The organism is Microbacterium sp. KRD172, from assembly GCF_017168295.1.
Classification (GTDB): domain Bacteria; phylum Actinomycetota; class Actinomycetes; order Actinomycetales; family Microbacteriaceae; genus Microbacterium; species Microbacterium profundi.
The window spans coordinates 2471646-2493357 of the sequence record NZ_JABFAS010000002.1 but is presented as its reverse complement, the minus strand read 5'-3'; the positions used below and the strand labels follow the sequence as shown (position 1 = coordinate 2493357).

17 protein-coding genes are annotated in these 21712 nt (G+C 67.6%); 12 read left to right on the top strand and 5 right to left on the bottom strand.

Features of this window, described 5'->3' with window-relative positions; translation table 11 throughout:
* The first annotated feature begins 5 nt into the window (after positions 1-5).
* The 3 genes from sucC (at position 6) to J1M43_RS12370 (ending at position 2686) form a co-directional block, all read left to right on the top strand.
* Positions 6-1172 (top strand): ADP-forming succinate--CoA ligase subunit beta, encoded by a 1167-nt coding sequence (gene sucC / locus J1M43_RS12380; protein WP_188436136.1) that lies wholly within the window; start codon positions 6-8, stop codon positions 1170-1172.
* A gap of 46 nt (positions 1173-1218) precedes the next feature.
* Positions 1219-2121: a succinate--CoA ligase subunit alpha gene (gene sucD / locus J1M43_RS12375; RefSeq protein WP_206476863.1), complete on the top strand. Its 903-nt coding sequence runs from the start codon at positions 1219-1221 to the stop codon at positions 2119-2121.
* 124 nt (positions 2122-2245) lie between these two features.
* Positions 2246-2686: a nitroreductase family deazaflavin-dependent oxidoreductase gene (locus tag J1M43_RS12370; RefSeq protein ID WP_206476862.1), complete on the top strand. Its 441-nt coding sequence runs from the start codon at positions 2246-2248 to the stop codon at positions 2684-2686.
* 63 nt (positions 2687-2749) lie between these two features.
* Here the strand turns inward: J1M43_RS12370 and J1M43_RS12365 are convergent, their stop codons facing one another.
* Positions 2750-4189, bottom strand: a complete 1440-nt coding sequence (locus tag J1M43_RS12365; RefSeq protein ID WP_206476861.1) for an NCS2 family permease — start codon at positions 4187-4189, stop codon at positions 2750-2752.
* A gap of 89 nt (positions 4190-4278) precedes the next feature.
* Between J1M43_RS12365 and J1M43_RS12360 the strand changes: the two genes are divergently transcribed.
* The 8 genes from J1M43_RS12360 to J1M43_RS12325 all read left to right on the top strand — a co-directional run bounded on the left by J1M43_RS12360 (position 4279) and on the right by J1M43_RS12325 (position 15021).
* Positions 4279-5667: a DUF6350 family protein gene (locus tag J1M43_RS12360; RefSeq protein ID WP_206476860.1), complete on the top strand. Its 1389-nt coding sequence runs from the start codon at positions 4279-4281 to the stop codon at positions 5665-5667.
* 9 nt (positions 5668-5676) lie between these two features.
* A complete protein-coding gene (gene purN / locus J1M43_RS12355) occupies positions 5677-6258 on the top strand; it encodes a phosphoribosylglycinamide formyltransferase (RefSeq protein ID WP_033104951.1) in 582 nt (193 codons plus the stop codon).
* 62 nt (positions 6259-6320) lie between these two features.
* Positions 6321-7928 (top strand): bifunctional phosphoribosylaminoimidazolecarboxamide formyltransferase/IMP cyclohydrolase, encoded by a 1608-nt coding sequence (purH, locus tag J1M43_RS12350; RefSeq protein ID WP_033104950.1) that lies wholly within the window; start codon positions 6321-6323, stop codon positions 7926-7928.
* 78 nt (positions 7929-8006) lie between these two features.
* A complete protein-coding gene (locus J1M43_RS12345; protein WP_206476859.1) occupies positions 8007-9518 on the top strand; it encodes a DNA-3-methyladenine glycosylase 2 family protein in 1512 nt (503 codons plus the stop codon).
* Positions 9515-10009 carry a methylated-DNA--[protein]-cysteine S-methyltransferase gene (locus J1M43_RS12340; RefSeq protein WP_206476858.1) on the top strand — a complete coding sequence of 165 codons (495 nt, stop codon included), beginning with the start codon at positions 9515-9517 and terminating at the stop codon, positions 10007-10009. The genes J1M43_RS12345 and J1M43_RS12340 overlap by 4 nt, the downstream gene beginning before the upstream one ends.
* A gap of 312 nt (positions 10010-10321) precedes the next feature.
* On the top strand, positions 10322-12253 hold the full coding sequence (locus tag J1M43_RS12335; protein WP_033104947.1) for an ABC transporter ATP-binding protein: 1932 nt from the start codon (positions 10322-10324) through the stop codon (positions 12251-12253).
* On the top strand, positions 12250-14064 hold the full coding sequence (locus J1M43_RS12330; protein ID WP_033104946.1) for an ABC transporter ATP-binding protein: 1815 nt from the start codon (positions 12250-12252) through the stop codon (positions 14062-14064). The genes J1M43_RS12335 and J1M43_RS12330 overlap by 4 nt, the downstream gene beginning before the upstream one ends.
* A 66-nt stretch (positions 14065-14130) precedes the next feature.
* Entirely contained in the window at positions 14131-15021 is an 891-nt protein-coding gene (locus tag J1M43_RS12325; protein ID WP_206476857.1) for a hypothetical protein, read from the top strand.
* A 3-nt stretch (positions 15022-15024) separates the two neighbouring features.
* On the opposite strand, the gene J1M43_RS12320 is transcribed toward J1M43_RS12325, so the two are convergent.
* The gene (locus tag J1M43_RS12320; protein WP_206476856.1) at positions 15025-16461 is read right to left on the bottom strand and encodes a GH1 family beta-glucosidase; all 1437 of its coding nucleotides are present in this window, start codon (positions 16459-16461) and stop codon (positions 15025-15027) included.
* A gap of 142 nt (positions 16462-16603) precedes the next feature.
* Positions 16604-17062 (bottom strand): GNAT family N-acetyltransferase, encoded by a 459-nt coding sequence (locus J1M43_RS12315; protein ID WP_206476855.1) that lies wholly within the window; start codon positions 17060-17062, stop codon positions 16604-16606.
* Between the two features lie 118 nt (positions 17063-17180).
* Between J1M43_RS12315 and J1M43_RS12310 the strand changes: the two genes are divergently transcribed.
* A complete protein-coding gene (locus J1M43_RS12310) occupies positions 17181-19397 on the top strand; it encodes an NADP-dependent isocitrate dehydrogenase (protein ID WP_206476854.1) in 2217 nt (738 codons plus the stop codon).
* 73 nt (positions 19398-19470) lie between these two features.
* On the opposite strand, the gene J1M43_RS17100 is transcribed toward J1M43_RS12310, so the two are convergent.
* Positions 19471-20919, bottom strand: coding sequence for a L,D-transpeptidase (locus J1M43_RS17100; protein WP_206476853.1), 1449 nt, complete (start codon positions 20917-20919; stop codon positions 19471-19473).
* A gap of 249 nt (positions 20920-21168) precedes the next feature.
* Positions 21169-21537: a hypothetical protein gene (locus tag J1M43_RS12300; RefSeq protein WP_033104939.1), complete on the bottom strand. Its 369-nt coding sequence runs from the start codon at positions 21535-21537 to the stop codon at positions 21169-21171.
* Between the last annotated feature and the right edge of the window lie 175 nt (positions 21538-21712).

The window sequence follows — 21712 nt, the reverse complement described above, 5'->3', positions numbered from 1 at the left end:
GCACAGTGGATCTGTACGAGTACCAGGCACGAGACGTTTTCGAGAAGTACGGAGTGCCGGTCCTCGCCGGTATCGTCGCGGACACCCCCGAGGAGGTGAAAGCGGCAGCAGAGAAGCTCGGTGGAGTGGTCGTCGTCAAGGCGCAGGTCAAGACCGGTGGCCGCGGCAAGGCCGGTGGCGTGAAGGTCGCCAAGAACCCCGATGAGGCGTACGAAGCCGCGAAGGCGATCCTCGGCCTCGACATCAAGGGGCACATCGTCAAGCGCGTCATGGTCGCTGCCGGCGCCCGCATCGCCGAGGAGTACTACTTCTCGGTTCTGCTCGACCGCGCGAACCGCTCGTACCTCTCGCTGTGCAGCGTCGAGGGCGGCATGGAGATCGAGCAGCTCGCTGTCGAGAAGCCCGAGGCGCTCGCCCGCATCGAGGTCAACCCGCTGACCGGCATCGACAAGGACAAGGCTGTCGAGATCGCTCGCGCTGCGAACTTCCCCGAAGACCTCATCGAGAAGGTCTCCGACGTCTTCGTCAAGCTGTACGAGGTCTACAAGGGCGAGGACGCGACGCTCGTCGAGGTCAACCCGCTGGTCCGCACCGAAGACGGCGACATCGTCGCGCTCGACGGCAAGGTGACGCTGGACGAGAACGCCTCCGAGATCCGCCACCCCGAGCACGAGGCGCTCGAGGACAAGGACGCCGCCGACCCGCTAGAGGCCAAGGCCAAGGAGTCGGGTCTGAACTACGTGAAGCTCGACGGCGAGGTCGGCATCATCGGCAACGGCGCAGGCCTTGTCATGTCGACGCTCGACGTCGTCGCCTACGCCGGTGAGAACCACAACGGCGTGAAGCCCGCGAACTTCCTCGACATCGGCGGCGGAGCATCCGCAGCTGTCATGGCAGCGGGCCTCGACGTCATTCTCGGCGACCCGCAGGTGAAGAGCGTGTTCGTCAACGTCTTCGGCGGCATCACCGCGTGCGACGCCGTGGCCAACGGCATCAAGGGTGCACTCGAGACGCTCGGTGACACGGCATCCAAGCCGCTCGTCGTGCGCCTGGACGGCAACCGCGTCGAAGAGGGTCGTGCGATCCTCGCCGAATACGCCCACCCGCTCGTGACCCTCGCCGCCACCATGGACGAGGGCGCCGACAAGGCCGCCGAGCTGGCGAACGCCTGATCTTCGACAAGCTCAGATACCGGATTTAAGGAAAAGGATTAGAGAAATGTCGATCTTCCTGAACAAGGATTCCAAGGTCATCGTCCAGGGCATCACCGGCGGCGAAGGCACCAAGCACACCGCCCTCATGCTCAAGGCCGGCACCCAGGTCGTCGGCGGCGTCAACGCCCGCAAGGCCGGCACCGCCGTCTCGCACACCGACAAGGACGGCAATCCCGTCGAACTGCCCGTCTTCGCATCCGTCGCAGAGGCCATGAAGGAGACCGGCGCCGACGTGTCGATCGCCTTCGTCCCCGGTGCCTTCACGAAGGACGCCATGATCGAGGCCATCGACGCCGAGATCCCGCTGCTGGTCGTCATCACCGAGGGCGTTCCCGTCGGCGACTCGGCCGAGGCGTGGGCGTACGCGCAGAGCAAGGACAACAAGACCCGCATCATCGGGCCGAACTGCCCCGGCATCATCACCCCCGGTGAAGCGCTCGTCGGCATCACCCCGGCGAACATCACCGGCAAGGGCCCGATCGGCCTCGTCTCCAAGTCGGGCACTCTGACCTACCAGATGATGTTCGAGCTGCGCGACCTCGGCTTCTCGACGGCCATCGGCATCGGCGGCGACCCGGTCATCGGCACCACGCACATCGACGCTCTCGCAGCGTTCGAGGCCGACCCCGAGACCAAGGCCATCGTCATGATCGGCGAGATCGGCGGCGACGCCGAAGAGCGCGCGGCCGACTACATCAAGGCGCACGTCACCAAGCCGGTCGTCGGCTACGTCGCGGGCTTCACCGCGCCCGAGGGCAAGACCATGGGCCACGCCGGCGCCATCGTCTCGGGCTCTGCGGGCACGGCTCAGGCGAAGAAGGAGGCCCTCGAGGCCGCTGGAGTCAAGGTCGGCAAGACGCCGTCCGAGACTGCTGACCTGATGCGTGCGATCGTCGAATCACTCTGAGCTGAGTTGAGATCGTGGAAGGCCCTGAGCTTCGGCTCAGGGCCTTCTTGCAACTGCGGCAGTTCCCCGCGGCACGATGCCGGACGGGGCCCGCGGGCGTGGTGCTGTGTCGTACGCTGAAATCATGCCATTGACCGGAGAGTACAAGCCATCCGCATCCGACTGGGCCCGTAGTCAGGCCGAGAAGTTCGAGGCGTCGAACGGGAAAGAATCGAACACGCTGCAGGGCGTGCCGATCATCGTCTTGACCACGGTCGGAGCCAAGACAGGCGCACTTCGCAAGACCGCCCTGATGCGCGTCGAACACGAGGGTCGCTACGCCGTCGTCGCGTCGAAGGGCGGAGCACCGGACGAGCCCCGCTGGGGCGAGAACATGCGCCGACACTCGCATGTCGAACTGCAAGACGGTGCCGCTAAGCGCGACTACCACGCTCGCGAGCTGTCGGGCGACGAGCGTGACGAATGGTGGCGACGTGCGGCCGCCGTGTGGCCCGCGTACGACGACTACCAGAAGAAGACCGATCGGAAGATCGCGATCTTCGTGCTCGAACCCTTCGACGCCTGATTCCCGACCGGAGTGAGTCGAGGGGGCGGATGCCGCAGCATCCGCCCCCTCGACGTCGAAGCGTCAGATACCGACGCCGAACAGCGCCTCGATAGGTCCGCGTGCGAAGAACAGCACGAAGCCTGCGGCGACGATCCATAGCAGCGGGTGGATCGTCTTGGCCCTACCGGAGAGCGCGTTCACGACGACCCAGCTGACGAAGCCCGCGCCGATGCCGTTGGCGATCGAGTACGTCATGGGCATGACGGTCGCGGTGAGGAACACCGGCAGCAGCACGCGGAAGTCACCGAAGTCGATGTGCCTGATCTGCGTGAGCATCATCGCGCCGACCAGCACCAGGGCGGCCGCAGCGACAGCCCCTGGCACCAGGGAGGTGAGCGGGGTGAAGAACATGGCAAGCAGGAACAGCACGCCGGTGACGGAGGTCGCGAGACCAGTGCGGGCGCCCTCTCCGATCCCGGAGCCGGATTCGACGAACACCGTCGCCGACGACGATGATGTCGCACCACCGACGATCGCGCCGACGCCCTCGACGACCAGGGCCGACTTGATGCGCGGGAAGTCGCCCTTCGCATCCGCGAGATCGGCTTCCTTGGCGAGACCGGTCATCGTGCCCATGGCGTCGAAGAAGTTCGAGAACACGAGCGTGAACACGAACATCACGAGCGCGACGAAACTGACCTTGGTGAAGTCGAAACTGAAATCGACGGCACCGATCAGGCTCAGATCGGGCAGGCTCATGATGCCGCCGGCGAAGCCGAAATCGAGTCCGAACGGCCAGATCAGATTCACGATCGCGGCGAGCACGGTGCCGCCGACGAGAGCGATGAGGATCGCGCCCTTGAGGCGCACGGCGATCAGCACACCGCCGAGGAGAAGCGTGATCACGAACAGCAGGGTCGGCAGGCTCGCGACAGATCCTCCGACACCCAGATCGACCGGGGGAGAGGCGTTGCCCGTCGCGGTGACGAATCCCGCGTTCACGAAGCCGATGAAGGCGATGAACAAGCCGATGCCCACGGTGATGGCGAGCTTGAGCTGCACAGGCACCGCATCGAAGATCATCTTCCGAAGACCGGTGGCGGCGAGCAGCACGATGATCGCGCCGTTGATCATGACGAGTGCCATCGCCTCGGGCCACGTCACCGATCCGACCACCGAGAACGCCAGGAACGCGTTGATCCCCAGTCCCGCTGCGAAGGCGAACGGCAACCGGGTGATGATGCCGAACAGCAGCGTCATGACACCGGCGGTCAGCGCCGTGGCCGCCGCGACCGCACTGCCGTCGAGGACAGTGCCGTCGACATCAGGGGTCGAGAGGATGATCGGGTTGAGGATCACGATGTACGCCATCGTGACGAACGTCACGACGCCGCCGCGCACCTCGGTGCCGATGGTGGAGCCGCGTCTGCTGATCTCGAAGAAGCGGTCGAGCGCGTTCTTCGGCTCAGCGCTCTTCGGCTCAGCGGTGTGCTCCGGGGTGGACGAGGGGGCAGTTGTCATCGGGGACCTCCGTGGAGACGATATCGTGTCCGCGGCGCCGCGCGCGCCACCGTGAGGCAGTCAGGTTCTCGTCGTAGTCTCGTTGAGTCATGCAACGCCTCCTCGTCGCGCTCCTCGCCGCGGTCGATGCCGCCATCGCGGCCGCCGTCGGCCTCGCCGTGCTGCTCGCGCCGCTCACTCTGCTGTGGACGCTCGCGTTCGGCGCGTCAGCCGATTGGGGCGCGCTCTGGCCCGTTGCAGGAACACTCTGGCAGTTCGGCCACGGCGTGCCGCTCGACATCACGATTGCGGACGAGATGGTGGTCGTCGTCGGCATCTCACCGGATGCTGCGCGCTTCACGCTCTCGCTCACACCGCTGGCATTCCTGATCTTCACACTGCTCTTCGCCGCACGTTCCGGCACCAGGGCCGCACGCTCGGGAGCGTGGCTGCTCGGCGTCGTCGCCGGATCGCTGATCTTCGCGCTGATCGCGACCGGCGTGGCGCTGACCGCTCACACCGCCGGCGCTCAGTCGTCGTTCGCGCTCGGCATCGTTCTGCCTTCAGCCGTGTACGTCGTCGGCGCGCTGTGCGGCGCCGTGCGGTACGCCTGGCGCGAGGGCGACGGCGGACTCATCGACCGGCTGCACGACGTCGTGGATCGCTGGGGTGATTGGGGTGTGCTCCCCGCAGAGATCGCGCGCGGCACAGCAGCCGTGGTCGTCGCCCTCACCGGGGTCGCAGGCCTCGCCGTCGCTGTGGCCGTGATGCTGCGCGGGGGAGAGGTGGTCGCCCTCTTCGAAGCGGCGCGCGTCGATGCGACCGGGGTCACCGTGCTCACGCTCGGCCACCTCGCCTACCTGCCGACGTTGCTCGTGTGGGCCGTGGCCTGGCTGGCGGGACCCGGGATCGCGATGGGCGTCGGCACCGCCGTCTCGCCAGCAGGCACAGAGCTCGGCGTCGTCCCCGGCATCCCGATGCTCGGCCTGCTGCCCGAGGCCACCTCGATCTGGATGCTCATCGTCGTGCTCCTGCCGGTCGGCGCCGGTGCGTTCGCAGGGTGGATCGTGCGCTCCAGGCTCGTGTGGGAGGACGTCGCCCGCCCCTTCGCACCGCGTCTGGCGATCACCGTCGGCATCGCGCTGTGCAGCGCAGGCGTCGCCGCGGTCGCCGCGGTACTGGCATCCGGATCCATCGGACCAGGAAGACTGGCCGAGACTGGCCCGCATCCCGGATGGATGTCTCTCGCGATCGGCATCGAGGTGCTGGTCGGAGCATCGATCCTGCTGCTCGCTCCACGGCATCGCGACGAGCTCGCAGAAGAGCGCACCGATCGCTGGGTCGAAGAGATGGGCGCCTCGCCGACGACGGATGCCGGTGGGCTTCCCGCTCGCTCCGTCGCCGACTCCGGCGCGGACGGTGACCCGGATGCGAACGACACGGCGCCGCTGGACGACCACGGATTCTTCGGGGACGGCAGCACTCCCACGCACCGCTAGACTGGCCGGGTGCTCACGGTCGCCGTTCTCATCTCGGGCACCGGCTCGAATCTCCGCGCTCTGCTCGACGCCGCACGCCGCCCCGATTTCCCCGCGCGGATCGTCGTGGTCGGCGCCGATCGCGACGCCGAGGGGCTCGCGCACGCCGAGGAGTTCGGCATCCCGACCTTCACGGCCCCGTTCCGCGCATTCGCCGATCGCGACGCATGGGGCGAGGAGCTCGGCCGTCAGCTCGAGGCCTGGAACCCCGACCTCGTCGTGCTCAGCGGCCTCATGCGGTTGCTGCCGGCTTCGCTGGTCGCGCGCTACAGCCCACGGATCGTCAACACGCATCCCGCGTACCTGCCGGAGTTCCCCGGCGCGCACGGCGTACGAGACGCGCTCGCCGCCGGCGCGGTGCAGACCGGTGCCAGTGTCATCGTCGTCGACGACGGCATCGACAGCGGCCCGATCCTCGCCCAGGAGCGCATCCCGGTGCTCGAAGGCGACACCGAGCAGACCCTGCACGAGCGCATCAAGCCCGTGGAGCGGCGTCTGCTCATCGACGTCGTGCGGCGCATCGCCACGGGCGAGCTCGCCCTGACCCCCTGACAATTCCTCTGACCCGCATCCGAAGACCCGCATCCGAACGACACTCGCACGAAGGAGCTCCCATGGCCGGTCCGCGCCACGACTCGTCCCTCTATCGCGAACGCGACACCGTGCCGATCCGGCGCGCGCTCGTCTCTGTGAGCGACAAGACCGACCTCCTCGAGCTGGCGGCGGCGCTCGCCGAAGCCGGCGTCGAGATCGTCTCGACGGGATCAACCGCAGCGACGATCCGTCAGGCAGGTCACGAGGTCACCGACGTGGCTGCCGTCACCGGCGTCGCCGAAATGCTCGACGGCCGGGTGAAGACGCTGCACCCCCGTATCCACGGCGGTCTGCTCGCCGATCTGCGCCTCGACGACCACGCCCGCCAGCTCGCCGACCTCGACATCGACCCGTTCGAACTCGTCGTGGTGAACCTCTACCCCTTCGTCGAGGCCGTCGCAGCCGGGGCATCCGGTGACGACGCCGTCGAGCAGATCGACATCGGCGGTCCGGCCATGGTGCGCGCGGCCGCGAAGAACCACGCCAACGTCGCGATCGTCGTCTCTCCGGAGTCCTACCCCGCGATCATCGAGGCCGTCGTGGCCGGAGGCACCACGCTCTCGCAGCGCCGCGAGCTCGCCGCTCGCGCGTTCGCGCACACCTCCACCTACGACACCGCCGTCGCCGCCTGGTTCGCGGAGGGCACGCTCAATGACGGCGGCGAGCTGCCGGAGCACCTGACGATCAAGGCGGAGCGCCTGTCGACGCTGCGCTACGGCGAGAACGCCCACCAACGCGGCGCCATCTACACCCGCGTCGGCGGCCACGGCATCGCGCAGGCCGTGCAGCTGCAGGGCAAGGAGATGTCGTACAACAACTACGTCGACGCGGATGCCGCGCTGCGCGCAGCCTTCGACATGGTGCTGCCTGCGGTCGCCATCGTGAAGCACGCGAACCCGTGCGGCATCGCGACCACGGCACCGAACGCCCTCGACCCCATCGCCAGCGCGCATCTGCGGGCGCACGAGTGCGACCCGGTGTCGGCATACGGCGGCGTGATCGCGACCAACGGCACCGTCACGCTGAAGATGGCCGAGAACCTCAAGGACATCTTCACCGAGGTCATCGTCGCGCCGTCGTTCGAGCCGGAGGCGCTGGCGGTCTTCAAGGCGAAGAAGAACCTGCGCGTGCTGCAGCTGCCTGACGACTGGCAGCAGGAGCAGATGGACGTGCGCCTCGTCTCAGGTGGCCTCCTCCTGCAGGACGCCGACCGCTTCCCCGACGAGATCGATGCCGTGGCGGACAACTGGCAGCTCATCACCGGCGAGCGCCCCGCGGACGAGGAGATGTCGGACCTCATCTTCGCGTGGAAGGCCTGCCGCGCCGTGAAGTCGAACGCGATCGTGCTCGCGCAGGGCAAGGCCACGGTCGGCATCGGCATGGGTCAGGTCAACCGTGTCGACTCGTGCCGCCTCGCGGTGGAGCGCGCCGGTGATCGCGTCAAGGGATCGGTCGCGGCATCCGATGCCTTCTTCCCGTTCGCCGACGGACCGCAGATCCTGATCGACGCGGGCGTCAAGACGATCATCCAGCCGGGTGGATCCGTGCGCGACGAGGAGGTCATCGCCGCGGCAGAGGCCGCGGGCGTGACGATGTTCTTCACGGGCGAGCGGCACTTCTTCCACTGAGGTCCGTTCCCGCGGGCGGCGCACTGTCGTGTCCGATTTCCGCCAGTCGATGTCGTTGGCGCGTGTCAGAGTAGAGGCATGAGCTCCCCGATCACCGACTTCGACGAACGGTACCGCGCGATCAGCGCGCGTGACATCCGTTTCGACGGGCAATTCGTGACAGCGGTCCGCTCGACCGGCATCTACTGCCGACCGAGCTGCCCCGCTCGCACCCCGAAGCCGCAGAACGTCACCTTCTACCCCACGAGCGCAGCCGCGCACGAGGCCGGATACCGGGCGTGCAAGCGCTGCCTTCCCGAAGCCGCCCCCGGCTCGTCCGCCTGGAATCTGCGTGGCGACATCGCGGCGAGGGCGATGCGGCTCATCGCCTCCGGGGTCGTCGAGCGCGAGGGCGTGCCCGGTCTCGCATCCAGGCTCGGATACTCGAGCAGGCACCTGACGCGGCTGCTCAGCGTCGAACTCGGCGCCGGCCCGCTCGCCCTCGCCAGGGCGCATCGTGCGCACAACGCGCGGATGCTGTTGGTCGGCACCGACATGCCGATCTCGGATGTCACGTTCTCCGCAGGCTTCGCCAGCATCCGCCAGTGCAACGACACGATCCGCGAGGTGTTCGGGCTCACGCCCGGCGAGCTCAGGGCGCGGCGCCGTGTTCCCCGGACAGGAGCCGGGACCGGTGAGGTCGGCGAAGAGGTTCCCGGTGCCATCGATCTCGTCCTTGCGTACCGTGCTCCGCTCGACGCCGAAGGCATCTTCTCGTGGATGGCCGCGCGCGCTCTGCCCGGGGTCGAGCTCGCGACCGCCACGTCGTTCGCCCGTCATCTGAGGATGCCCGGTGGAGCGGTGTGGTTCGAGGTGCGGCAGGAGCAGGACGAACGACTGCATCTGCGCGCCAGGGTCACGCGGCTCGGCGACCTCGCTCCGCTCGTCGCCACCGTGCGCAGGATATTCGACCTCGACGCCGACCCACTCGGTGTCGACGAGGCGCTCAGCGCGCATCCCGAGCTCGCCCCACTCGTCGCACGCATCCCCGGCATCCGCGTCCCCGGATCCGCCGACCCGCACGAGATGCTCATCCGCGCGATGGTCGGGCAGCAGATCACGGTCGTCGCCGCACGCACCGCTCTGACCTCACTGGCCGAGCAGCTGGGGGAGGAGATCGACGGGGGACACCTCTTCCCGACCATGTCGGCGATCGCCGAGCACGGCCCCGACGTGCTCCGCGGCCCCGCCGCGCGCATCCGCGCGATCACCGGCGCCGCCGCGGCGCTCGCCGACGGCTCCCTCACGCTCACGGTCGGTGACGACCGCGCCGCGCAGCGAGCCGCACTGCTCGCCATGCCGGGAATCGGGCCGTGGACCGCCGACTATGTGCGGATGCGTGTGATCGGCGACCCCGACGTCTTCCTCCCCGGAGACGTCGCCGTGCGGGCCGGGGCAGCCTCTGCCGGCATCCCCGCCGATCCGAAGCCCCTGACCGCCTGGGCCGAGCGCACCGCGCCCTGGCGCAGCTATCTCACCGCACACCTGTGGCGCGCGGCTCCCGTGCGCATTCCGAAGAAGTCGAAGACAACCATCAAGGAGCTCTCATGACCGCTCTCATCCAGACCATCGACACCGCCGACGGCCCCTTCACTCTCCTCGTCGACAGCGACCAGCGCGTACTCGCCTCCGGGTGGACCGCCGACCCCGACGCCATCATCGCCAGGCTCTCCGAACGTGTGCGCCCGGCTGACATCAGAGACGGCGAGACGGATGCCGCGGCCGCCGTCCACGCGTATTACGACGGCGACCTCGCAGCCATAGACACCGTGCCGGTGCGCCAGTTCGGCACCGAGATGCAGCAGGCCGGATGGGACGCGCTGCGCCGCATCGCGCCCGGCGAACCGCTGACCTACACGTCCTTCGCCGCCGGGCTCGGCAATCCGCAGGCGGTGCGTGCCGCGGCATCCATCTGCGCACGCAACGCGCCGGCGCTGTTCGTGCCGTGCCACCGCGTGCTGCGCACCGACGGATCGCTCGGCGGCTTCGCCTGGGGCCTGCCGGTGAAGGAGTCTCTGCTCGAGAGAGAGGCAGCGGCCTGAGGCAGCGGCCTGAGGCAGCGGCCTGAGGCAGCGGCCTGACGCTGCGGCGCGCGGAAGTCGCCGAAGAGGGAATGACTCTTGCGCCCAGCTCGTTCACAGCAATAGGCTGGAGGGCTGTCGCACCGACCGGGCGACGATGCCGAGCCTGAGGAGGACACCATGATTTCGATCGCCGTCGCGCAGATCACCGTTCTTGGCTCGAACCCGGTGTACCGCGGATAGCGTTCCGCCCCGCATCACGACCTCCGGGCTCCAGGCCGCACGGCCGAGCCCGTCTCACACCTCTTCCGCATCGAAACTCGTCTGAGAGTCATGTCTTCCTCGTCATCGCAGAAACAGTCCTCTTCGCTGTCCGCTCCGGCCGCACTCTGGCGCCTCGCACCGTTCGTGAAACCCGTCGTCTGGCGATTCGTCGGCGGCGCCGCGAGCGCGCTCGGCGCGGCCGTCATCGCCCTGATGATCCCGCTCGTGCTCGAGCAGATCGTGCAGGGCCCGATCCGCACCGGTTCGATCGGCCTGATCGTCCTCGGAGCCGTCGTCGTGCTCGTGCTGGGCTTCGGTGAAGCGCTCATGGTGTGGCTTCGTCGCTGGTTCATCCTGAAACCTTCCACCGAGGTCGAGTACCGCATGCGCACCCAGCTCTACGCGCGTCTGCAGACCCTGCCGGTGGCGTTCCACGACCGTTGGCAGTCCGGCCAGCTGCTCAGCCGCATGATGCAGGACATCGGCCTCATCCGCCGGTGGCTGGCGTTCGGGCTCATTCTGCTCGTCGTCAACCTGCTCACCATCATCATCGGAGCGGTGCTGCTGTTCCGATGGCACTGGCTGCTGGGCACCATCTTCATCGTCACCGCCATCCCGCTGTGGATCACCGGGTACCGCTTCGAGAAGCGCTACGGCCGTCTGGCACGTCAGAGCCAGGATCAGGCCGGCGACCTCGCCACCAGCGTCGAGGAGAGCGTGCACGGCATCCGCGTGCTCAAGGCCTTCGGCCGTGGAAAGCACGCGCTCACGCGTTTCAGCACGCAGGCCGAGTCGCTGCGCACCACCGAGCTCAGCAAGGCGCGCGCCGTGGGATCCATCTGGTTCTGGCTCGACCTCATGCCGCAGATCGCGTTCGGCCTCAGCCTGATGTCGGGCATCTGGCTGATCTCGCAGGGCGCGATCGAGCTGCCGGAGCTGTTCGCGTTCTTCGCGATGGCGACCGTGCTGCGCTGGCCCATCGAGTCGATCGGGTTCCTGTTCTCGTTCATGCTGGATGCGCGCACCGCATCCGATCGCGTGTTCGACATCTTCTCCGAGACGAACAGCATCACCGACCCGGAGCACCCGGTGCACATCGCCGAGCCCCGTGGCGAGCTCGCCTTCGAGGGTGCGCACTTCCGGTATCAGGATGCCGGCGCCTCCGAGCGGGATCTGCTCGACGGCATCGACCTGGTGCTGCGCCCCGGCGAGACGATGGCGCTCGTCGGCCTCACCGGCAGCGGCAAGACCACTCTCACCACGCTGCCCACGCGTCTGTACGACGTGACGGGCGGCCGCGTCACGCTCGACGGTGTCGATGTGCGCGACCTGACCCTCGTGGAACTTCGTCGTCACATCGCGATGGCGTTCGAGGACGCCACGCTGTTCTCGGCATCCGTCCGCGAGAACGTCCTGCTCGGCCGCGCCGAACTCGACATCCACAGCGAAGAGGGGGAGCGCGTGCTGCGCGAGGCCCTCGACGTCGCCCAGGCGAACTTCGTCGACGCGCTGCCCGACGGCGTGGAGACGGTGATCGGCGAGGAGGGGCTCAGCCTCTCCGGCGGACAGCGGCAGCGGCTCGCACTCGCACGCGCCGTCGCCGCCAACCCCCGGGTGCTCGTGCTGGACGACCCGCTCTCCGCACTGGACGTCGACACCGAGGCCCTCGTGGAGGAGGCACTGCGCCGCGTGCTCGCCGACACCACGGCCATGATCGTCGCGCACCGTCCGTCGACGGTCGCGCTCGCCGACCGGGTCGCGCTGCTCGAACGAGGCCGCATCACCGCGGTCGGCACGCACTCCGAGCTGCTGCGCACGAGCACGCACTACCGGCACGTGATCTCCAGCCTCGAGGCCGAGGAGGCCGCGCGCACCGGCGCGATCCCTGTGATCGCCAACCCTTCGACAGGCTCAAGGAGCGGAGCGGACCAAGCTGTGGACGGATCGATCGCTGAGCCTGTCGAAGCGTCGAGCATCGAGGAAGAGGAGGTGCAGGCGTGAGCGCGGCATTGACCGGAACCCAGGGCGAAGACCGCTCCAACTACACCCGCGAAGAGAGCAAGGCGATCCGCCAGCGCTCGCTGCGACTGCTCGGCTCTCTCGTCACGCCGCTGCGCGCCCAGATCGTGCTCGCGGCGATCGTGCTCGTGATCTCGACCGCGCTGCAGGTCGCAGGCCCGATCCTCATCGGTGTCGGCCTCGACTGGGCACTGCCCGCAGTGATCGACAACGCCGACTGGATGCCGACCTTCGGCATCGGTCTCATCTACCTGGTCGCCGGTGGTGCTGCAGCAGCGCTGATCGGCTGGTACGTCGTGATCGCCGCGCGCATCACGCAGGCGGTGCTGATCGATCTGCGCAAGCGGATCTTCCTGCACACGCAGCGGCTGAGCCTCGAGTTCCATGAGACGTACACGTCAGGGCGCATCATCTCGCGTCAGACGAGCGACCTCGACTCGATCCGCGAGCTGCTCGACGGCGGTCTCAACAACCTGGTCTCCGGCGTGCTTTTCGGCGCCTTCACCTTCATCGCGCTCGTGGTGTGGGACTGGCAGTCCGGCGTGATCCTGCTGATCGCCCTCATCCCGCTGTACCTGCTCATGCGCTGGTTCTACTCGCGTTCGCAGGTCATCTTCCGCGAATCGCGTGTCATCAGTGCCAGGGTCATCGTGCAGTTCGTGGAGACCATGACCGGCATCCGCGCCGTCAAGGCGTTCCGCAAGGAGCCGCGCAATGACGGAACCTTCCAGAAGGTCGCCGGTGACTACCGCGACGTGAACCGTCGTTCGATGCTGCTGTTCGGCACGTTCGAGCCTGGCCTGATGACCGTGGCGGCCTTCACACTCGGCATCGTCGTGCTCTGGGGCGGCATCCGCGTCTCGACCGGGGCGCTGACCGTCGGCGTGCTGCTGTCTGCCGTGCTGTACGTGCGGAACTTCTTCGCTCCGATGCAGGAGATCGCGATGTTCCTGAACTCGTACCAGTCCGCGACGGCGGCACTGGAGAAGGTCTCCGGCGTGCTGGACGAGGTGCCGACGGTTCCGGACCCCGAGAAGCCGGTGGACCTCTGGGAATCGCGCGGACACGTGAACTTCGATGAGGTCACATTCGGGTACACGGGGGAGAAGACGATCCTTCCGAACTTCTCACTCGACATCCCCGCGGGGCAGACGATCGCTCTGGTAGGCACCACCGGCGCGGGCAAGTCGACGCTCGCGAAGCTCATCTCGCGCTTCTACGACCCCTCGCTCGGACGCGTCACGCTCGACGGCGTGGATCTGCGGTCGCTGCATCCGAAGGATCTTCGTCGCGCGATCGTCATGGTCACGCAGGAGGCATACCTGTTCAGCGGGACGGTTGCGGACAACATCGCGCTCGGAAAGCCGGATGCCACGATGGACGAGATCCGCTCGGCTGCGCGCGCCGTCGGGGCTGACGAGTTCATCTCCGCGCTGCCGGACGGCTACGCGAGCGATGTGAACAAGCGCGGCGGGCGGGTGTCGGCAGGACAGCGCCAGCTGATCTCGTTCGCTCGGGCCTTCCTCGCCGACCCCGCGGTGCTGATCCTGGACGAGGCCACGGCGTCGCTCGACATCCCGTCGGAGCGACTCATCCAGGACGCGCTGCAGACGCTGCTCGCCGACCGTACGGCCATCATCATCGCGCACCGCCTGTCGACGGTCGCGATCGCCGACCGCGTGCTGGTGATGGAGCACGGGCAGATCATCGAGGACGACACTCCTGAGACGCTGATCAGCGGCACGGGCAAGTTCGCCCAGCTGCACGCGGCGTGGCAGGAGACCCTGGTCTAGTTGAGTCCGGCCGCAGAAGTTGTCGCGACGGGGTCGTAGCGGTGCCAAGCTGGTTACCATGAAGGAGTGGACCCCCTCATGCTGGCAGCCGAGTGGTGGTGGATCGCGCCCGCCGCTGTCGGAGCGGGTGCCGTGACGGCTGCGGGGATGCATCGGCGCGGAAGCTCCAGCGGACGGCGGCTGGCGTTCGATGCCGCCAGGGAGGATCTGAAAGAGGCGCAGTACCGGGCCGCCGAACGGCGACGTGCAGTCAAGCTCGCTCGTGCGGAGCATGCCCGCCTCGTCGCCGAGCGCACGGCCTCGCGCGCCTCTGCCGCCGACGTCGCGAGCGCCCGACGCGTGCTCAAGCACGCCGAACAGGATGCGAGGGCGGCGGCTGCCGACGTGCGCGCGCGCCGCGTGCAAATGAACGTGGCGCGGGCGGAGATTCCCCTGGCATCCAAGCGCGAGCGCTATCCGGTCGCGCGACTGCACCGCGCGCACGATGCGATCACCGCACGCTGGATGGACTACGAGACGGATCCGGCGAAACTCATCGCCTACCCCACCATGAGCGATGCGAAGGACCAGGCGACGGCGGCGTTCCTCAGAGCCTCACGCCACGCCCAGGAGTCGCGTCCGGCAGCGGGAGAGCGCATCACGACCGAGGAATTCGCCACGTATCGAGATGCCGTGGCCCAGCTCGAGCGCACATTCGATGTCGCCGAGCATTCGGCGAAGGCGCGCGCCGCCGGTCGGGACCCGAACGCGGCACCCGTGTGGCAGGACACCGCGCAGCAGGTCTTCACCCGATCGGCCGATGTACTCGACAAGGCCACCGAGGCTGCGGCATCCGCACTCGCAGCCTGGAACGCGCGCAGCCGGCCGCACGCGGCAGCGAAACCGGACGAACCAGAGGCGAACGATCCGAAACCCAAGCCCACGAAGATCTGGCCGGTGCCGCGGCGCAACTCCTGATCACTACGCCGGAATCGCGCGGGCGCGCACCAGCTCCTGGTACCAGTGCCCCGAGTCCTTGACGGTGCGCTCCAGCGAGTTGAAGTCGACGCGGACGATGCCGAATCGCTTGGCGTAGCCGTAGCCCCATTCGAAGTTGTCCAGCAGCGACCATACGAAGTAGCCGCGCAGGTCCACGCCGCGCTCGATCGCCCGATGCGCCGCAGTGAAGTGGCGACGCAGGTAGTCGGTGCGCTCGGGGTCTGGCACCGAGCCGTCTTCGGCGACCTCGTCCTCGAACGCTGCGCCGTTCTCCGTCACCATCAGCGGCTGCTCGGGGAACTGCTCCGACAGCGAGACGAGCAGTTCCTCGAGGCCTTCCGGCGCGATGTTCCAGCCCATCGCCGTGTACGGCCCCGGCTGCTGCACGAACTCCACGGCCTGGTCGCTGCCCGGCCATGCGGTGCCGGCCGACGTGCCCTTGTGCCCGTCGTTGTGCTGCTTCTCGGACACGCCGTCCCACAGGCGGACGGTCGCGGTCGAGTAGTAGTTCACGCCGAGCACGTCGATCGGCTGGTTGATCGTCTCGAGGTCGCCGTCCTGCACGAATGCCCAGTCGGTCACCTCCGCCGTGTCGGCCAGTAGATCGGCGGGGTACTCACCGCGGAGCATCGGATGCGTGAACGCGCGGTTCGCGAGAGCGTCGATGCGGCGCATCGCCTCTGCCGCGCCGTCGCCCCGCCCGCGGAGCACGTGGAAGTTCAGCGTGACGGAGTAGTCGGGGTCGCCGGTCGACGTCGCACGCAGCGCCTGAACCGCGCGACCGTGCGCGAGGTTCAGATGATGCACGGCCGACAGCGCCGAAGCGGGCTCCGTGCGGCCTGGCGCGTGCCCGCCCTGACCGTAGCCGAGGTACGCCGAGCACCACGGCTCGTTCAGCGTCGTCCAGGTGTGCACGCGGTCGCCGAGCGCTGTGCCCATGACCTCGGCATAGCGCTCGAAGGCATCGGTGGTGGCGCGGGAGGTCCAGCCGCCGGCGTCTTCGAGATACTGTGGAAGATCCCAGTGGTACAGCGTCGCGACAGGGCGGATGCCGCGCTCGAGCAGCCCGTCGACCAGACGCGAGTAGAAGTCGATGCCCGCCTGGTTCACGGCGCCGTCGGCGGTCGGCTGGATCCGCGGCCAGGCGATCGAGAAGCGGTACGCCTCCAGCCCGAGCTGCTTCATGAGATCGAGGTCCTCCGAGGCGCGGTGGTAGTGATCGCACGCGACGTCGCCGGTGTCACCGTTCCAGACCTTGCCAGGCGTCTTGGCGAACGTGTCCCAGATCGACGGCGTGCGGCCGTCCTCGGCCGCGGCGCCCTCGATCTGATAGGAGGCGGTGGCCGAGCCGAACGTGAACGACGGCGGGAAGACCAGGCCGGAGTCGCGGTAGTCGGCTGAGCCTGCCGTGGGGGTCATCCGGTGATCTCCTCGAGGTCTGGGTGGTAGCTGCGACATGACGCCGTGACGACGTCGTCGCGACGGTGCGAACTCGCCGCGGCGGTTCCAAGGCGACGAGGCCTCGGTGGGGGAGGGGATCCGAGGCCCCGCCGCCGCTCTCTCAAGGTGCGAGACGGATCTCCGCGATCACTTCGGAGTACTCCGTCTCGCCGACCGGAGTGAAGCCGACGCGCTGGAAGAATGCCTCTGGACCGTTGTCGCCGGCCTCGTAGATCACGTTGACATGATCCATCCCGCGCCGTCGGGCCTCATCGAGAAGACTCTCGACGGCGAAGCGGCCGACGCCGCGACCCTGGTCATCGGCGTCGACGTTGATGCGCCACAGCACCGAGCGGAAGTGCTCCTCCTCGGACTCCGGATCGAAGCTGGCGCTCACGAACCCGACGACCTCGTTGCGATCGAGGATCACACGCTGCCACGACGTCTGAGGATTGATCACGGTCGCCGCGATCCCGTAAGAGACCGGGGCAAGGTACTGCTCCTGCCCCGGCTTGAGCGACAGATTGTTCACGGCGACGATCGTCGCAGCGGAGAGTTCGACCACGCGCAGTTCCGTCATACGCCCAGGGTAACCTCTCCGGGCGGTGCCTGCGCCGAAAGATGTCTGCCAATGCCGACTGACCACTCAGGTATCTTGGTATCGAGACAGTTTTGACTCGTGAACGGAGAAACTCCCGGTGACCGACGACGCCATCATCTACACCCACACGGACGAGGCACCGGCTCTGGCCACCGCATCGTTCCTCCCTATCGTCCAGGCCTATGCGGGCAAGGCGGGGGTCGAGATCGAGACCCGCGACATCTCGCTGGCAGGACGCATCCTCGCGGCATTCCCGCAGCGGCTCAGCGCTGATCAAGAGGTCTCCGACGCACTTGCCGAGCTCGGCGGTCTCGCGACCTTGCCAGAGGCCAACATCATCAAGCTGCCGAACATCTCGGCATCCATCCCACAGCTCAAGGGCGCCATCGCCGAACTGCAGGACCAGGGCTACGACATCCCGAGCTTCCCGGACGAGCCATCCTCGCTCGAGGAGAAGGACGTCCGCGCGCGCTACGACCGCATCAAGGGCTCGGCAGTGAACCCCGTGCTGCGCGAGGGCAACAGCGACCGTCGTGCTCCGCTCGCCGTGAAGAACTACGCCAAGAAGCACCCGCACACGAACAAGCCGTTCGCCGAGGGCTCGAAGACCCGCGTCGCCACGATGACCGCCGATGACTTCAAGCACAACGAGAAGTCCTGGGTCGCCGCGCACGACGACGTCCTCACCATCCGTCACACCGCCGAAGACGGCACGGTCACGGTGCTCAAGGACAACCTCAAGGTGCTGCCGCGCGAGATCATCGACGCCACGTTCCTCTCGGCATCCGCCCTCGACGCCTTCCTCGCGGAGACGTTCGAGGCGGCCAAGAGCGACGACGTGCTGTACTCGGTGCACCTCAAGGCCACGATGATGAAGGTCTCCGACCCGATCATCTTCGGTCACGTCGTCAAGACCTTCTTCGCCGACGTATTCTCCCGTTTCGGCGACAAGCTCGCCGCGGCTGGCCTCAGCCCCAACGACGGTCTGGGCTCGATCCTGACCGGCCTGGCGAGCATCGAGGGCGGCAAGGAGATCGCCGACGAGTTCGCCGGCGCCCTCGAGAAGGGCCCGCGGCTGTCCTACACGAACTCCGACAAGGGCATCACCAACCTGCACGTTCCATCCGACGTCATCGTCGATGCGTCGATGCCCGCCCTCGTGCGCAACGGCGGCAGGCTCTGGGGTGTGGACGCGGGCGAGGACGACACTCTCGCCGTCATCCCGGACTCCTCCTACGCGGGTGTGTACCAGGCCGTGATCGACGACGTGATCGCGAACGGTCCGCTCAACCCCGCCACCATCGGCACCGTGCCGAACGTGGGCCTGATGGCCCAGGCCGCCGAGGAGTACGGCAGCCACGACAAGACGTTCGAGATCTCGGCCCCTGGCCTCGTCGAGGTCGTCGACAGCGAGGGCATCGTGCTCATCGAGCACACCGTCGGCGCCGGCGACATCTGGCGTGCGACCCAGACCAAGCACATCCCCGTGATCGACTGGGTGCGTCTGGCCGTGTCGCGCGCCCAAGCGACCGGCGACCCGGCCGTGTTCTGGCTCGACGTGAACCGTGCGCACGACGCGCAGCTGATCGCGAAGGTGCACCAGGCCCTTGCGACGCTCGACACCAAGGGAGCGCAGATCTCGATCCTCGCCCCCGAAGAGGCGACTCGCTACACGCTCGCCCGCATGCGCCACGGTCTCGACACCATCTCGGTGTCCGGCAACGTGCTGCGCGACTACCTGACCGATCTGTTCCCGATCCTCGAGGTGGGTACTTCGGCGAAGATGCTCTCGATCGTCCCGCTGCTCGCCGGCGGCGGACTGTTCGAGACCGGTGCAGGCGGGTCAGCCCCGAAGCACGTGCAGCAGCTCGTCGAGGAGAACTACCTGCGGTGGGACTCGCTGGGCGAGTTCTTCGCGCTGGCGGCTTCGCTCGAGCACTTCGCCGATCGAAACAGCAATGAGAAGGCGCGCGTGCTCGCCGAGACGCTGGATGCTGCGACGGGAACCTTCCTCGAAGAGGATCGCTCTCCCGGACGCAAGCTCGGCACGATCGACAACCGCGGCAGCCACTTCTATCTGGGCCTGTACTGGGCGCAGGAGCTCGCCGCGCAGACCAAGGATGCGGACCTCGCCACGGCGTTCGTCCCGATCGCCGCAGACCTCGCAGCCAAGGAGCAGGAGATCGTCTCCGAGCTCAACGGCGCTCAGGGCACGGCGGTCGACATCGGCGGCTACTACCGCCCCGACGTCGAGAAGGTCACGAAGGTGATGCGCCCGTCGCAGACCCTGAACGCGATCATCGACGCGATCTGACACAGAACGAAAGAGCGGGCGGATGCTACGGCATCCGCCCGCTCTTCGTCTCAGCGATGCTGAGCCCGAAGTCTCAGTAGTGCACGTAGACGTTGACGCCCTCGGGCGTCCAGTTGTACAGCCACTGCGCAGCGTCGATGGGCATGCCCACGCAGCCGTGACTCATCGGCGTGCCCCAGTTGCTGTGCCAGTAGACACCGTGCAGCGCCTCGTCACCGTTGAAGTACATGACCCACGGCACGTCCGGCTGGAAGTAGTTGGGCGCCTCCGTGAGGTCGGGGTTGCCCATGTCCTGACTGGACGTCTTCCAGCCGATCTGGAACGAGCCGGTGTTCGTGGCGTTCTCTCCGGCGCCGGAGGAGACAAGCCAGGAGTCGACCACGACGCTGTTCTCGATCGCGGAGACGGTCTGGGTGGCGAGGTTGATGTCGATCTCTCGCGCGAGCGTAGTGCTCGCGAAGGGCACCTCGCTGACCTCGAGCGGCTGGACGGCATCGCCCGCCTCGAGCTTCTCGGCGAAGTCGGATGCCAACGTGCTGGTGTCGCCGAGCGTGCGTCCGGTGACGCCGGCAGTCAGCTCTCGGAGGACGTCGCCGCCGGCGTTGGTGATCGACTCGGCATCCACAGCTGCGCGGTTGACGGCGGCGGGCAGTGCGTCCACGGTCGCCTGGATCGCGGTCTCATCGGCGACGATGCTCAGCTCGCCATCCTGATTGACGACCTCGAGCCAGGTCGCGGCGACGGCAGGATCGATCGGTACGGTGCGCTCCGCGCCGACGTAGAAGCCGATCGTCGCGAGCATCGTGTTGAGCTTTTCCGCCACGGCGGCGGCTTCGTCGTCGCCGACCGGGGCGGGGGCCTCGGCCGGGTCGCCCGAGTAGGTCAGCGAGTCTTCGCCGTCGGCGAGGGCTGCGGTGATCGCGCTGGTCAGTCCGTCAAGATCGACTCCGGTGCCCGCGACGGCGGGCGTCGTCAGGTACGAAGCGCTCGTCGCATCGAACGCGACGCCGGCGTCGATGGCGTCCTCGTAGCTGGCGGGGAGGAGCTCTCGCAATGAGTCATGCGCGAGATCAGGGTCGAGGGTGATGGTTCCGGCGATCGGCTCCGGCATCCAGGAGGTGACATTCCACATCGGGTGCGACGCGAACGCCTCGTCTGCAAGAGCACGCGCATCGATCGTCGCACCCAGGTCGGCACCGGTCACGACCTGATCGGCGCCGGCGCCGGCGAGCGTGATCTCGGTGTTCGCAAGGTGCGCGGTGACGACGTCTGCCGCTGCTCCGGGAGTCAGACCCCCGACGGGAACCCCGGCGATCGAGGTGCCGGGTGCGATGAGGATCGTGGATGCCGCGGCAGCGCCCAGAGCGAGCACGCCGACGGCGACGCCGACCCAGAGCCCGACGTGGCGCTTCTTGGGAGTGGGCTCGCGCGGAGCCCACTGCGGTGCCGTTTCGCCAGCGGATGGCGGGATGACAGCGGTCTGCGCAGTGTTCGCGTCAGGTGCCTCGATGAGACCAGCCACCTACTCACCCCCCGTGATTTCAGTGTGACCTTCTCACGTATCATACCGGGCGCCAGATAACGGCAAGGCAACGGTTGCAAGTCCCTGCGAACGCCGAACGCCCCGCGACCGAAAAGTGTCCGATCTCACGAAGCGTGTCGGATCCTCACGAAGTTGGCGGAACCTCTCACGAGCCTGTCGGATTCTCACTGAGGACGTCGGTGCCTCAGAGGCTGCCTGTCCGCGACGGTCCGGTCCGATGTGATGTTCCTAGCCGATGATGTTGAGACCTTCGCGGTAAGTGGTGATCTTGAACGTGGGGAACCGTGTGGTGAACTTAGCCGAGTCGAAGCGGTTGTCGTGCTCGCACCGGGGCAGGAGTTCTCGCAGCTCGCGTGCTTGCGATGAGGAGAGGCCGGCCGCGGTCAGGGCGAGCTTGGGGATGAGGGTGTACTTGCCGTCCCGGTTGAAGACGTCGCTGGCGAGGGTAACGAACTCCCGGTAGGTGAGCCGGTTCTCGCCGACGGGTAGATGCCAGGTTTGGCGGAAGGCATCCGTCGTGTTGCCGACAAGCTCGTGCCGTACAACGCCGAAGACGAGGTGAAGAACCGGGGGAGCGCTGTACGAGAAGGCCAACATCCCGTTCGTCTCCTACGCCATCGTCGACGGCAACCTCGTCACCGGCCAGAACCCTGGCTCCGCGAAAGAAACCGCGGAGAGAGTCAGCGCCCTCCTCTGAGGTCGTGCGTGCGTGTGCCCCAATTGCCCAAGGATCGCGTGCACGACCTCGCGACGGGTGAACAGCGCGACGAAT